Here is a 14,205-nt window from a genome sequence, read left to right as displayed (position 1 = left end):
TTTAATATAAAACCTATAAATACAAACCAAATATAAACTTAAATATTTTTTTTAAGAATAATCAGAATAGTTTTTTGTTCAAAAAAACCACCATCAAACTATAAGTCCTTTTAAGCAAGATAAATAAATAACAAACGAATTTTCTTGATAAATCCAGTTTCATACTATCATAAAAACCACTAATTTTCTCTTAAACACGACTGTCTTTTGTATTTAACGTAGCATTAGTGTTAATCCATTAAAAAGCAAACTAAAAAAAATACTATCTTTACACATTAATCTTTTTTAAGAACTTAAGTTGCATTTATTGCGACACTACATATAAAATTATGGCATGTACAAGTTGTTCAACTTCTGATGGTGGCGCACCTAAGGGTTGTAAAAATAATGGGACTTGCGGCACCGATAGCTGCAATAAATTAACGGTTTTTGATTGGCTTTCGAATATGAGTTTGCCTAACGGAGAAGCTCCTTTTGATTGTGTTGAAGTACGTTTTAAGAACGGTAGAAAAGAATTTTTCAGAAACTCAGATAAATTAACTTTAAGTATTGGAGATATCGTTGCAACAGTAGCATCTCCAGGACATGACATAGGAATTGTAACCCTTACAGGCGAATTAGTAAAAATTCAAATGAAGAAAAAAGGAGTTAGTCCTACTAGCAATGAAGTTCCTAAAATTTACCGTAAAGCCTCTCAAAAAGATATCGATATTTGGTCGGCAGCCCGCGAAAAAGAAGAGCCGATGAAAGTTCGCGCTCGTGAATTAGCGATAGCTCAAAAACTAGAAATGAAAATTTCGGATATTGAATTTCAAGGAGATGGCTCAAAAGCTACTTTTTATTATACTGCAAATGACAGAGTCGATTTTAGACTTTTAATTAAAGATTTTGCTAAAGAATTCAGTACAAGAGTCGAAATGAAACAAGTTGGTTTCCGTCAGGAAGCTGCGCGTTTAGGAGGAATTGGTTCTTGCGGAAGAGAATTGTGTTGCTCTACTTGGTTAACCGATTTTAGAAGTGTAAACACCTCAGCAGCACGATACCAACAATTATCATTGAATCCGCAAAAATTAGCAGGACAATGCGGAAAATTGAAATGTTGTTTAAACTATGAGTTAGACACTTACATGGATGCTCTTAAGGATTTTCCAGATTACGACACCAAATTAGTTACTGAAAAAGGCGATGCAATTTGCCAAAAACAAGATATTTTTAAAGGATTAATGTGGTTTGCTTATACCAATAACTTCGCAAACTGGCATGTTTTAAAAATTGATCAGGTAAAAGAAATCATAGCCGAAAACAAACTCAAAAACAGAGTTTCTTCACTTGAAGATTTTGCAATAGAAATCACTCAAGAACCTGAAAAAGACTTCAATAATGCTATGGGTCAAGAAAGCTTAACTCGTTTTGACCAACCAAAAAGAAAGAAAAAACCAGCTAAAAAACGCAAAACTATTGGCGAAAATGTTGCTGCAACTGCGGCTCCTGCAACTGCTCCCAACAATCAAGCACCAAAGAATCAAAATCCAAAAGGTAATAAACCAGCTGGAAACAATAATAACAATAAGCCGAACAATAATGCTGCGAACGATAAAAAACCAGCTGGCCCTAGAAAACCAATAATTATTACAAAAAATGAGAATAAAAAATAGCGGGATTCTTCTTTTGGTGGCTATACTTCTTTTTTCATGCGACAAAAAAAGAGTATTTGATGAATACAAATCTGTTGGAGATGCTTGGCATAAAGACAGCATTGTAACCTTCGACTTACCCGAATTAGATTCGACCAAACGATACAATTTGTTTGTAAATTTGAGAGATAACAACAATTTTCCCTTCAACAATATATTTTTAATTGTTGCTATCGAAACCCAAAGCGGATTTACAAAAGTAGATACTCTTGAATACCAAATGGCACATCCAGACGGAACTTTAATGGGGAACGGATTTACTGATATAAAAGAAAGCAAACTCTTTTATAAAGAGGATGTTAAGTTTAAAGGAAAATACAAAGTTCATATCAAACAAGCAGTTAGAGAATCAGGAAAAGTTCCTGGAGTACAACAACTTGACGGAATAACTGATGTAGGTTTTAGAATTGAAAAAAAAGATTAGAATAGATTTATATGGCTGCTAAAAAAAACAATCCAACAAAAACTGATAAAGACATCAATTATTACAAAAAGACCTTTTGGAAAATTTTTGGCTATGGTTTATTAGGTGTTATTACCTTTTTCTTATTTGCTTCATGGGGAATTTTTGGTTCTATGCCTTCATTTGAAGACTTAGAAAATCCAGATTCTAATTTAGCTACCGAAATCATCTCTTCTGATGGAGTTGTTATCGGGAAATATTTCCAGACAAACAGATCACAATTAAAATATTCTGACTTACCTAAAAGCTTGGTTGAAGCACTTGTAGCAACCGAAGATGAGCGTTTTTACGAACATTCAGGAATTGACGGTCGTGGAACTTTAAGAGCTATTGCAAGTTTAGGAACTAGCGGAGGTGCAAGTACGCTTACACAACAATTAGCAAAACAATTATTTCACGGAGAAGGATCTAAATTTTTGCCTTTTAGAATTGTACAAAAAGTAAAAGAATGGATTATCGCTATTCGTTTAGAAAGACAATATACTAAGAATGAAATTATTGCAATGTATTGCAACGTATATGATTTTGGTAATTATTCGGTTGGGGTAAGTTCTGCTGCGCAAACTTATTTCTCTAAAGAACCAAAAGACTTAACAATGGATGAATCGGCTATATTAGTCGGAATGTTCAAGAATTCAGGTTTATACAATCCGGTAAGAAATCCGCAAGGAGTTAAAAACCGTCGTAATGTTGTGCTTTCGCAAATGGAAAAAGCGGGCATGATTACTAACGACCAAAAAAACAAATTACAAGCTCTTCCTATCTCATTGAAATTCAAACTAGAAAGTCACCGTGAAGGAACTGCAACTTACTTTAGAGAATATTTACGTGACTACATGAAAAAATGGGTAGCCGAAAATAAAAAACCAGACGGTACTGAATATAACATTTACAAAGATGGTCTAAAAATATACACGACCATCGATTCCAGAATGCAATTACATGCTGAAGAAGCTGTTGCTGCACACATGAAAAACTTACAAGAAGAGTTTTTCCAACAATCTAAAACAAATAAAAATGCTCCTTTCGTTAATATTTCTGAAGCTGAAACGCAACGAATTATAAACCAAGCGATGAAATCTTCATACCGTTGGACAGTGATGAAAGCTGCCGATAAAAGTGATGAAGAAATCATAAAGTCATTTAGCGAAAAAACAAAAATGACTGTGTTTACCTGGAAAGGTGAAAGAGATACGATTATGACTCCTCTGGATTCTATTCGTTATTACAAGCACTTTTTGCAAGCTGGTTTAATGGCAATGGAACCACAAACTGGTAGCATTAAGGCTTGGGTTGGTGGAATCAATTACAAATATTTCCAATACGATCACGTAGGTCAGGGAGCAAGACAAGTAGGTTCTACATTTAAACCGTTTGTTTACGCAGCTGCAATTGAGCAACTAAATATGTCTCCTTGTGATTCAATATTAGATGGTCCATTTATGATTCATAAAGGACGTCATCATGTTACTGCTGACTGGGAACCAAGAAACTCGGATAACAGATACCGCGGAATGGTTACCTTAAAACAAGGTTTGGCAAACTCTATCAATACGGTTTCGGCTAAATTAATTGACCGTGTTGGTCCAGAAGCTGTAGTTGAACTAGCACATAAATTGGGAGTAAAATCTCAAATTCCGGTACAACCTTCAATCGCATTAGGTGCTGTTGAAATTACTGTTGAAGACATGGTTGCTGCTTATAGCACATTTGCAAACCAAGGTGTTTATGTAAAACCACAGTTCTTAAACCGAATTGAAAATAAAAGTGGCGAAGTAATTTACGAGCCAATTCCAGAATCTCACGATGTACTGAATAAAGATATCGCATTTGCTGTAATTAAACTTCTTCAAGGGGTTACCGAAAGTGGTTCGGGTTCACGACTACGTACTGAAGGTGGTGGTAGTGGTGATAAGCGTTGGACAGGATATCCATATATGTTCCGAAATCCAATTGCTGGTAAAACAGGAACAACACAAAACCAATCTGATGGTTGGTTTATGGGAATGGTTCCGAACTTAGTTACTGGTGTTTGGGTAGGTTGTGAAGATCGTTCGGCACGTTTCAAAAGTATTACTTACGGACAAGGTGCAACTGCTGCCCTACCTGTTTGGGGTTATTTCATGAAACTTTGTTACGCTGACCCTGCTTTGCAAGTATCTAAATCTGATTTCGAAAGACCTGCAAATCTTCAAATAAAAGTAGATTGTTATTCTGCACCGAAAGTAAAAGACACAACAGACACTGAACAAAACACAGACGAATTCGAACTGTAGTTTAAGTTCGCTTTTAAAATAATTAATATCCTTTTGTAACTTCTGAATTTTCGGAAGATGCAAAAGGATTTTTTTTTGGAACAAATTGATTGTAGATTAATCCAAGAAATAAAAGATTTACCGCAAAGGGCACAAAGCTTAATCTATAAAATAACTTTGCGATTTTGTCTTTGTGAACTTTGCGCTTAATTTCCTTGCCACAGATTACTCAGATTAAAAGGATTTAAAAACTTTGCTCCCGACGCTTCGGGATAGCGCCCTTTGCGGTTAATCACAATCGTTGTTAAATTATATCAGACAAATTACTTGTAGATTTATTTTTTACGAAATCGTTATAATTTAATCTAAAATTGGTATTTTTATCAAAAATATACGTCAATACAAGACAAATAATATGATTAGTAAAAAAGTCAACTCAGTTCAGGAAGCAATCCAAGGAATCAAAAACGACATGACAATTATGTTTGGCGGATTTGGTTTATGTGGTATTCCAGAAAACACTATTGCCGAATTGGTAAAAACAGAAAACTCAGGTCTTACTTGCATCTCTAATAATGCAGGTGTCGATGATTTTGGTTTGGGATTATTATTGCAAAAAAAGCAAATCAAGAAAATGATTTCTTCTTATGTAGGTGAGAATGCCGAATTTGAACGTCAGATGCTTTCAGGAGAATTAGATGTAGAACTTATTCCGCAAGGAACATTAGCCGAACGTTGTCGTGCAGCACAAGCCGGAATTCCAGCTTTTTTCACGCCTGCAGGTTACGGAACCGAAGTTGCCGAAGGTAAAGAAGTTCGTGAGTTCAACGGAAAAATGCATATTATGGAACACGCCTTCAAAGCTGACTTCGCTATTGTAAAAGCATGGAAAGGTGACGAAGCTGGAAATCTTATCTTTAAAGGAACTGCCAGAAACTTCAATTCTTGTATGGCTGGTGCAGCAAAAATAACAATTGCCGAAGTAGAAGAACTCGTTCCAGTTGGTACATTAGATCCAAATCAAATTCATATTCCCGGAATCATGGTACAACGTATCTTTCAAGGAGAAAAATTTGAAAAAAGGATTGAGCAACGCACAGTGAGACAGAGAAATTAGATAATGAGATAATTTGCCAATTAGATAATGCTTGAAACAATTATCTAATTATCAAATTTTCTAATTAACACATTAAAAAGATATGTTAACAAAAGAAGATATTGCAAAACGAATTGCACAAGAGCTTAAAGACCGTTATTTCGTGAATTTAGGTATCGGAATACCAACATTGGTAGCAAACTATATCCCAAAAGGAATTGACGTTGAATTTCAAAGCGAAAACGGCGTTCTGGGAATGGGACCTTTTCCTTTTGAAGGAGAAGAAGACGCTGATATTATTAATGCAGGAAAACAAACTATTACAACGCTTCCTGGAGCTAGTTTCTTTGATTCGGCTCTTAGTTTTGGAATGATTCGTAGCCAAAAAGTAGATTTAACGATCCTTGGCGCTATGGAAGTTTCTGAAAACGGAGATATTGCCAACTGGAAAATCCCAGGTAAAATGGTAAAAGGAATGGGTGGAGCAATGGATTTAGTGGCTTCTGCCGAAAATATTATTGTTGCGATGATGCATGTAAACAAAGCTGGCGAATCTAAAATATTAAAAAAATGCAGCTTACCATTAACTGGTGTTGGTTGTGTAAAGAAAGTTGTAACCGAATTGGCTGTTTTAGAAATAACTCCAAAAGGTTTTAAACTTTTAGAACGCGCACCCGGAGTTTCGGTAGAACATATTATTGCTTCAACTGAAGCAAATTTAATAATTGAAGGTGATATTCCGGAGATGATTATCGATTAACGCCTCTTTTTAAATAATTCACACAAAAGGCTAACACTTAAAAAATGTTAGCCTTTTTTCTGTTACAGCTTATTCTACCTAGTGGTTACATATATTTCACAACTAAATCAACATCAGCGAGTTAAGAAGAAAACAAAACACTCAAAATCAATAATATAATAATAAAAACAGGTTTTTTCTGATGATTGTTTTTAATTTGTTAATATTTAATAATTATTTAACAACAATTGTTGCATTTTATCGATTATTGGAATTTATGTTAATTTATTTAACAAAATGTTTATATTTTTATAACAAATTAAAGTATTTACCTACACCCTTTAATTGCTATACAAACTAATAATTAAATTAACATTAAACCCCAAATCGATTATGAAAAGTACATTACCCAAAATTGCCACAACAACCGCTGTTGTGCTCACATTCTCCTTATCAGCATTTGCACAAATAACGGATAAACGTGTAAGCCAAAAAAATGTATCCGAAAATGGACAACCTAGTTTAATCACTTTTAGTGACCAATCGACCTATAGAGGTACTGATTCTCAAAAAGTCTTTAAAGATCAATTAGGATTGAAAGAAAACCAATCTTTTGCAAGGGTCAAAACTGAGTCTGATCCACAAGGTTACACACACGAAAAATTTCAATTGTACGAACAAGGTATTAAAGTAGAGTTTGCCAACTACACCTTACATTCCAAAGACGGAAAACTTGTCTCTATGAATGGTGAGTATTACAACATCGAAAAAGTAAAAACTACACCAAAACTATCCGCTCAAGATGCTCTTAATAGAGCAATTAGCTATACTGGTGCCCAACAATACCTTTGGGAAAATCCGCAAGATGCCAAAGCGATTGGTTATGAAAAACCAAAAGGCGAACTGGTATTTTTACCCGCAATGGAAGATCAAGGTACTAACAGAACTACGGACAAGGTTCGTTTAGCCTATAAATTTGACATTTACGCGACAAATCCGGTAAGTAGAGGGGATTTGTACATCGATGCAGAAAACGGTCAAATATTGTTCTATAATGCAACTATAAAGCATCTCGGAGAATACAGTCATGGACGTAAATCAAAATCTGCTAATGCCGATGCAAAGAACCTAAAAGATGATGCTAGTTCTAAAATTGCTTTTGTTGCAGCAAACGCAGCTACACGTTATAGTGGAACGCAAGTAATTCAAACTACTTTAAGTGGGTCTTCTTATATCCTGGCAGATGCAACAAGAGGTTTAGGTATAAACACGTATAATATGAAAAAAGGAACTAGTTATACTGCTGCTGTAAATTTTACAGATGCAGATAATAACTGGACAGCTGCTGAGTATGCAAATACTAATAAAGACAATGGTGCACTTGATGCTCATTGGGGAGCTGAAAAAACATATGACTATTGGTCAACTGTACATGGTAGAAATAGTTTTAATAACGCAGGTGCCATCATAAAAAGCTATGTACATTACAGTAATGCATACGATAATGCGTACTGGGACGGTAGTGTTATGACTTATGGTGACGGAAGCGGAACTAATTTTGACATCTTAACTGCTATTGATGTTGCAGGACACGAAATTGGTCATGCAGTTTGTACTTATACAGCAAACTTAGCTTACCAAAAAGAATCTGGAGCTATGAATGAAGGTTTCTCAGATATTTGGGGTGCTTGTATCGAATATGCCGCAGCGCCTACAAAATCAACTTGGTTAGTTGGTGAAGATATCGAAAGAAGATCGGGTCATCTTGCTTTACGTTCTATGAGTAATCCTAAATCCGAAGGTCAGCCTGATACTTATGGCGGTACTAACTGGAAAGTTATTAATTGTGGAACTCCTACTCAATCCAATGATTATTGTGGTGTTCATACAAATTCTGGTGTACTAAACCATTGGTTTTATATCTTGTCTGTAGGTAAGACAGGAACAAACGACATCGGTAGCTCTTATAGTGTAACAGGAATTACAATTGATAAAGCTGCAAAAATCGCTTATCGTTTAGAGAGTGTATATTTAACTGCAAATTCTACTTTTGCAAATGCAAGAACATCAGGAATACAATCGGCTATCGATTTATACGGCGCTGGTTCTGCAGAGGTAATTGCTACAACTAATGCATTTTATGCTGTAGGTGTTGGAGCTGCTTATTCAGGTTCTACAGATACAATTGCGCCAACTGCTCCAACTGCTCTTGCAGCTTCTGGAACAACTGGATCAACTACCAATTTAACATGGACTGCGGCAACAGATAATGTAGCTGTTACAGGATACGATATCTACCAAGGAGCAACTCTTAAAGGTTCATCTACAACTACAAGCTATACTGTAACTGGATTAACTGCTCTAACAGCTTATACTTTTAGTGTAAAGGCTAAAGATGCTGCCGGAAATGTTTCTCCAGCAAGTAATACTATAAGTGTAACAACATTAGCAAACACAATAAGCTATTGTGCATCACAAGGAAACAATACTGCTGACGAAAAAATCAGTAAAGTAGTATTTGGTACAATCAGCAATACCTCAACAGGAACAGCTGGTTACGAAAACTATACGGCTATTTCTACAAATGCTGCAGCAGGAACAGCTTACACAATTACAATTACTCCTGTTTGGACTTCTACAACCTACAATGAAGGTTATGCCGTTTTTATAGATTATAATCAAGATGGTGATTTTGCAGATTCAGGTGAAACAGTTTGGACAAAAGCTGCATCAAAAACAACTCCTGTAACTGGAACAATCACAATTCCAGCTTCGGCTACTCTTGGAAGTACACGATTGAGAGTTGCTATGAAGTATAATGGAATCCCAACTTCTTGTGAAGCTTTCTCTTATGGTCAAGTAGAGGATTATACTATAAACATTACAGCTGCTGGTCCAATTGTATCTCCAGAAATAACTTCGGGAATAATCGAAACTACCGATAACACAAGTTTTGCTTTATATCCAAATCCTGTTGATAATGAGTTGAATGTTGCATTAGCAAAAAGCGACGGAGCAACTTTCAGGATTACGAATAATCTTGGACAACAAGTAAATTCAGGACCATTAAGCGGAACTTCTATAGATGTAAGCAGATTAAATACTGGTATTTACATCATAGAATTAAATAACGACGGAAAAAGAATCGTTAAGAAATTCGTTAAGAAATAAATTGTTGCTTACTAAAAACGGAAAAGCCTCGCAATGTGCGAGGCTTTTTTTATTCTGCAAATTGAGGATAAAATTCATTAAAAGTAATGTCTTTTTTCCAGTACACCTTTTCCTTTGGGGTTAACAATCGTTTTTCCCATTTATTGTTTTTTAGATGAAACACGATAGAATCAGAATGTTCTACGGTTCCCATATCTTCATCATTAACATCTTCTTTACCACCGTAAGAAACTCTTTTGCTATAAAAAGAAACTGGTTCATTTTTAGGATCTATTCCTCCAAATTCTAACCAACTTCCCCAACCACCGTCACTCATAGAGTCCCAGTCGTGCACAAGCTGTACCTTATTATTTTTTAGATAAAACAAAAAGTGTTGGCGATTATATCCACAAGCTTCATAACCAAAACTGACATGGATAAAAGGTGATACCTCAGCATTATCTTCATCTGATAAACCATATGTCGCACCCCAACCCGAACCTTCTGTAAATGGAACAATGGTAACCTTATCTGATCCTACTTTTGTTTTATTTGTAAAAAAATCAAGTCGATATTGAACAGTTATAAGGCTGTCTTTATCAATTTTCTTATCTAAAAAAGAAGCTAAAACATAGTTACTCGCTCCTATTTCTTCATTCCCAGAAATATAAATCGTATCTATTTTTGGGGTAGTCCTGTTAAATGCTGGCTTTGCAGTCATTTCTTTTTTGTCTTCCTTAGTCCACTTTGGACCTACTGTTGCTGGCTCTTTTTTACAACTTACCAGAGCCAACAAAAACAACGTAATGTAAATTCTATTCATATTAACCAACTAACTTTTAAGCTAATAGACTCGTAATTAAAAAAAGCAACATTAGTGCAATTGCAATGTATTTTGTGTATTTACTCATTCTCATACTGTTTTATATTTATATAATTTTTAATTTAAATGCTATTTACTAAAAAAACCAACTCGCCACAAATATAGCTGTAATCACACAAATTACATCAACCAAAAGCATAGTTCCTAAAGCGTAACGGGTATTTTTTATATTAACTGAACCAAAGTAAACCGCAATTACGTAAAAAGTACTTTCGGCGCTACATTGAAAAATACTACTTAATCTTCCAGTCATAGAATCTGCTCCAAAAGTATTCATCGAGTCAATCAGGAATCCTCGTGAACCTGCAGAACTAAAAGGACGTAGCATCGCAACTGGCAACGCATCGGTGATTTCTTTACTCACACCCATATTCGAGAAAATAAATGCAATCCAATGGCTGATGATTTCAAATAAACCACTGTTTCTAAATAAAGAAATCGCCACTAACATTCCCAAAACGTAAGGAAAAATAGTAACTCCAGTTTTAACTCCATTATTAGCTCCTACTACAAATGCATCAAAAACAGTCGTTTCTGCTTCAATAAACTTTTTCTCATGTCTTAACGAAAAAACCAAAGTAAACCCAATGATCGCAAACAATATTAATCCTGAAAGATTTGATGTAAAGAAGTTTTTACCAATTAAATCTAAACTATTTACGTAAAATAAAAGTCCAACAATGGCAGCAATCATAACCATCAAGCCTACAACCAAAGAAGCACTTTTAAAATTAATTTTTTGTTTAACACCAACAATTAAAAAAGCAGCAATTGTCCCGATAAAAGAGGTAATAATACAAGGCAACATTACATCGGCTGGGTTTGTTGCCCCAGCGGCAGCACGATACCCAATGATAGAAGTTGCAATTAACGTAAGTCCCGAAGCATGCAGACACATAAACATGATCTGTGCATCACTGGCTTTGTCCTTATCTGGGTTTATTTCTTGTAAACTCTCCATGGCTTTAAGACCAAACGGAGTAGCAGCAGAATCTAATCCTAAGAAGTTTGCCGCAAAATTTAGGGTCATATACGAAATCGATGGGTGATTTTTTGGGATACTAGGAAACACTTTCACAAACACTGGACTCAATCCTTTTGCTAATTTTCCTGAAGCTCCAGAAATGATTAAAAGCTCCATTAATCCGCAGAAAAAGGCCAAATAAGCAATAAGTGGAAGAATTAAATCGACCAAAGTACTTTTACAAGTTGGCAATAAACCATCAGATTTTTGAACACCGCTAAAAATCTTTACGGTTTTGTTTTTATAAACATAGGTCGTATCGGCATTTGCCTCATCACGATTGATGATAATAGTGTTGTCTGGCGCTTTTTTAATACTATCTCTGATAAAAGCAGGAATTTGCTCAATATATTTTTCAGAGATTAAAATAGGCTCGTCTTTCTTACCATTCAAAACATAATCAATAGTATACGTATTACCAGTAAACAAACTGATTACAATAAAAGCAATTGACGAAATAAATATCGCTAGCCAAAATCTACTTAACACCATAATTATATATTTTTTGTAAATGTAATTATTTAGCAATAAAATGCACAACCATTTTACTGATGAAACACGAAGTATTTATTAGAAATCAAAAAATATTATCCGAATTTAATAGCACACTCTTAACCTACACTGTGAACATAAGCACAAAAAGTAAACACCAATTTCACGAATTAACACAAATTTTAAAGGTTAACTTAGTTTGTGAAATTAATTCCACAAACTAATTCGTGTCAATTCGTGAAATTCGTGTTTAACATTTGTGTTCAAACAGCAGCACTCCTAACGGAGTTTTTGCAACCCTAACGAAACATTACTCCACAAAAATAATCTAATAATCAATCAAATAACCCTTATTCAGCTTCGTTTTTATCAAAATGCCACAATATTGCATTAACAATTCCGTAGGCATTACATAAAAATCCGTATCTAATATCTATTCGATGACGATTTTAGTTTCCAGATAATTTTCAAAAGATTTAATACCATCAAATAGAGCCGTTTTTTTATCATTCTCGGTTTCATGAAAAAATTGTGTTTCTATTTTTGCATGATCTTTTTTAATAGTCCTTTTCCAAGTTCCTATGACTTTTCCGTTTTCTAGAATAATTGGTCTAAAAATACCATTGTTGGTAAATGCTTTAGATTGATGTTCTTGTAGAATAGACGCTTCACGTGTTTTATACGAAATTAAAATCTCATCGAATGCAGGAAGAAAATGTACACTTTCGCGAAAGTTATCCTCATCGGTAAAATTTGTTCCAAACCAATATTTTTGATTATCTATTTCTATCGAGTTTAGTTCCGATTCTATCGAGCTAATAACCTGTTTACAAGTTGTAGGCGAAAAACCTGACCACCAGGAAAAGTCTAATAACGTCGCAGGACCATGACTTTCAAAATAGCGTTTAGCTAATTTTGCCAAACCCTCGTCTTTAGACAATTTCGTTTTTGGCTTTGTAACTCTTTCATCCAGCAAAGCATACGTTATCTGCTTGCCTTTCATTTTTCCATTACAGACTAAACCTACCGACTCAGCATACATCATGATAGGTCCGCTCAAAGAATCATCACTACAAATTTTATTGATGTTGAGTTCCTGCATGATCTCATCCCGAGTTAGATGATTATTACCAGCTAATATTTTTTCGATAGATGCATTAATTTTCTCAAATTTTTTATCATCAAATCCATATTTTTTGACATAAGAAGCTACTATTCTCTTGACTTGAGGTCCCGAAACATCCAACATCCAATGAATATCTTCTGCAGCAACAAAATGCCAGGTTGGGCGTAGAATGTGCGTTCGGATAATTTCTGCTGAATTTATTGCTTCTTCTATAGCTTTTTCGGTAGCATCGCAACGAGAACCAATCGCCCATTTTGCCATTGCATAATCCTGAGCCTGCATTGCACCCAAATGATGCACAATGTCTTGTGGAGAACTTGGCGCCTTTTTATATAGCTTTTGAGAAACTAATCGATGATGTGAAATTTCCTGATGTACCATTCTAAACATTAAAATCTTAATAAATTATGTAAGTCCTCTTAAACTTTGAACCTCTGTTCCTTTGCTCCTTTGCTCCTTTGTACCTTTAAAAACTATACATGAATAATTTCATCATCAATCAACAAATCTTCACGTCGTAAACGCAGAAAAATCTGAGCCACAGCAATAGTATCTTTCTCGCAATAGGTCACAATTCGGTCAATGTCTTTCTCTACATAATAAACATGTCCTACCTGACTTCCGTCGATATCTCCTTTTGGAGAAGGAACTCCTAAGATTTTAGTCAATAATTTTAGCGAAGTAAAATGCTTGTAATCACCAAATTTCCAAAGCTCCAACGTATCCAAATGCGGAATCTCCCAAGGTTTTTTCCCAAATAAATTCAGCTTGTCTGGAATTGCAATTTGGTTAATAATCATTCGTCTTGCGATAAATGGAATATCAAATTCCTTTGCATTATGTCCGCACAAAACATGATACGGTTTATTGTAATGATTGTTTAATAGATTATTGAAATCTCTGAGAATTTTTACCTCATCACCAAAAAATGATGTCACTCTAAAATTTCGGATATCGCCTTTAATCGTAAAATACCCAACAGAAATACAAACGATTTTACCAAACTCTGCCCAAATTCCAGCTCGATCATAAAATTCTTCGGCTGTAAAGTCTTCTTTACGCTGATATTGCGTTTTGTGCTCCCAAAGTTCTTTCATCTCATCATCTAGTTCTCCAAAATCGGCTGTTTCGGGAACGGTTTCTATATCTAGAAAAAGGATGTTGTTTAGGTTTATTTTTTCAATCATTATTAAGACAACTTAGATTTTTAGACTTACTTAGACTTCTTAGATTATTGAACTTACTTAAATTAGTTAGACGGCTTAGACATTCTTAGAATGTTA

General features: G+C 34.8%; 10 protein-coding genes. 6 read left to right on the top strand and 4 right to left on the bottom strand.

Annotated elements, in window-relative coordinates; all coding sequences use genetic code 11:
• The first annotated feature begins 329 nt into the window (after positions 1–329).
• From ACJ6WR_RS10730 to ACJ6WR_RS10705, 6 genes are all read left to right on the top strand, one after another.
• Positions 330–1,655, top strand: a complete 1,326-nt coding sequence (locus ACJ6WR_RS10730) for a stage 0 sporulation family protein (RefSeq protein WP_409417779.1) — start codon at positions 330–332, stop codon at positions 1,653–1,655.
• Positions 1,639–2,118, top strand: a complete 480-nt coding sequence (locus tag ACJ6WR_RS10725) for a gliding motility lipoprotein GldH (RefSeq protein ID WP_039113506.1) — start codon at positions 1,639–1,641, stop codon at positions 2,116–2,118. Before ACJ6WR_RS10730 ends, ACJ6WR_RS10725 begins: the two co-directional genes overlap by 17 nt.
• Before the next feature lie 11 nt (positions 2,119–2,129).
• Positions 2,130–4,433 (top strand): penicillin-binding protein 1A, encoded by a 2,304-nt coding sequence (locus tag ACJ6WR_RS10720; RefSeq protein WP_039113505.1) that lies wholly within the window; start codon positions 2,130–2,132, stop codon positions 4,431–4,433.
• Between the two features lie 394 nt (positions 4,434–4,827).
• Entirely contained in the window at positions 4,828–5,529 is a 702-nt protein-coding gene (locus ACJ6WR_RS10715; RefSeq protein ID WP_039113504.1) for a CoA transferase subunit A, read from the top strand.
• 82 nt (positions 5,530–5,611) lie between these two features.
• Positions 5,612–6,268 (top strand): CoA transferase subunit B, encoded by a 657-nt coding sequence (locus ACJ6WR_RS10710; RefSeq protein ID WP_039118417.1) that lies wholly within the window; start codon positions 5,612–5,614, stop codon positions 6,266–6,268.
• A gap of 372 nt (positions 6,269–6,640) precedes the next feature.
• Positions 6,641–9,418 (top strand): M4 family metallopeptidase, encoded by a 2,778-nt coding sequence (locus tag ACJ6WR_RS10705; protein WP_409417778.1) that lies wholly within the window; start codon positions 6,641–6,643, stop codon positions 9,416–9,418.
• Positions 9,419–9,467: 49 nt separating this feature from the next.
• Here the strand turns inward: ACJ6WR_RS10705 and ACJ6WR_RS10700 are convergent, their stop codons facing one another.
• The 4 genes from ACJ6WR_RS10700 to ACJ6WR_RS10685 form a co-directional block, all read right to left on the bottom strand.
• Complete coding sequence (locus ACJ6WR_RS10700) at positions 9,468–10,220, bottom strand: hypothetical protein (RefSeq protein WP_409417777.1); 753 nt, start codon at positions 10,218–10,220, stop codon at positions 9,468–9,470.
• Positions 10,221–10,356: 136 nt separating this feature from the next.
• A complete protein-coding gene (locus tag ACJ6WR_RS10695; RefSeq protein ID WP_409417776.1) occupies positions 10,357–11,796 on the bottom strand; it encodes a nucleoside recognition domain-containing protein in 1,440 nt (479 codons plus the stop codon).
• A gap of 433 nt (positions 11,797–12,229) precedes the next feature.
• The gene (locus tag ACJ6WR_RS10690; RefSeq protein WP_409417775.1) at positions 12,230–13,312 is read right to left on the bottom strand and encodes a winged helix DNA-binding domain-containing protein; all 1,083 of its coding nucleotides are present in this window, start codon (positions 13,310–13,312) and stop codon (positions 12,230–12,232) included.
• An 83-nt stretch (positions 13,313–13,395) separates the two neighbouring features.
• A complete protein-coding gene (locus ACJ6WR_RS10685) occupies positions 13,396–14,109 on the bottom strand; it encodes a 3'-5' exonuclease (protein WP_039118422.1) in 714 nt (237 codons plus the stop codon).
• Positions 14,110–14,205 lie beyond the last annotated feature (96 nt).

This window comes from Flavobacterium sp. PS2, from assembly GCF_046250155.1.
Taxonomy (GTDB): Bacteria; Bacteroidota; Bacteroidia; order Flavobacteriales; family Flavobacteriaceae; genus Flavobacterium.
The sequence above is the reverse complement of the archived record's forward strand: the minus strand, read 5'-3'. Positions and strand labels throughout refer to the sequence as shown.

Coding starts and splice junctions, on each gene's coding strand:
- ACJ6WR_RS10730 (WP_409417779.1), top strand. CDS start 330: ATGGCATGTACAAGTTGTTCAACTTCTGATGGTGGCGCACCTAAGGGT.
- ACJ6WR_RS10725 (WP_039113506.1), top strand. CDS start 1,639: ATGAGAATAAAAAATAGCGGGATTCTTCTTTTGGTGGCTATACTTCTT.
- ACJ6WR_RS10720 (WP_039113505.1), top strand. CDS start 2,130: ATGGCTGCTAAAAAAAACAATCCAACAAAAACTGATAAAGACATCAAT.
- ACJ6WR_RS10715 (WP_039113504.1), top strand. CDS start 4,828: ATGATTAGTAAAAAAGTCAACTCAGTTCAGGAAGCAATCCAAGGAATC.
- ACJ6WR_RS10710 (WP_039118417.1), top strand. CDS start 5,612: ATGTTAACAAAAGAAGATATTGCAAAACGAATTGCACAAGAGCTTAAA.
- ACJ6WR_RS10705 (WP_409417778.1), top strand. CDS start 6,641: ATGAAAAGTACATTACCCAAAATTGCCACAACAACCGCTGTTGTGCTC.
- ACJ6WR_RS10700 (WP_409417777.1), bottom strand. CDS start 10,220: ATGAATAGAATTTACATTACGTTGTTTTTGTTGGCTCTGGTAAGTTGT.
- ACJ6WR_RS10695 (WP_409417776.1), bottom strand. CDS start 11,796: ATGGTGTTAAGTAGATTTTGGCTAGCGATATTTATTTCGTCAATTGCT.
- ACJ6WR_RS10690 (WP_409417775.1), bottom strand. CDS start 13,312: ATGTTTAGAATGGTACATCAGGAAATTTCACATCATCGATTAGTTTCT.
- ACJ6WR_RS10685 (WP_039118422.1), bottom strand. CDS start 14,109: ATGATTGAAAAAATAAACCTAAACAACATCCTTTTTCTAGATATAGAA.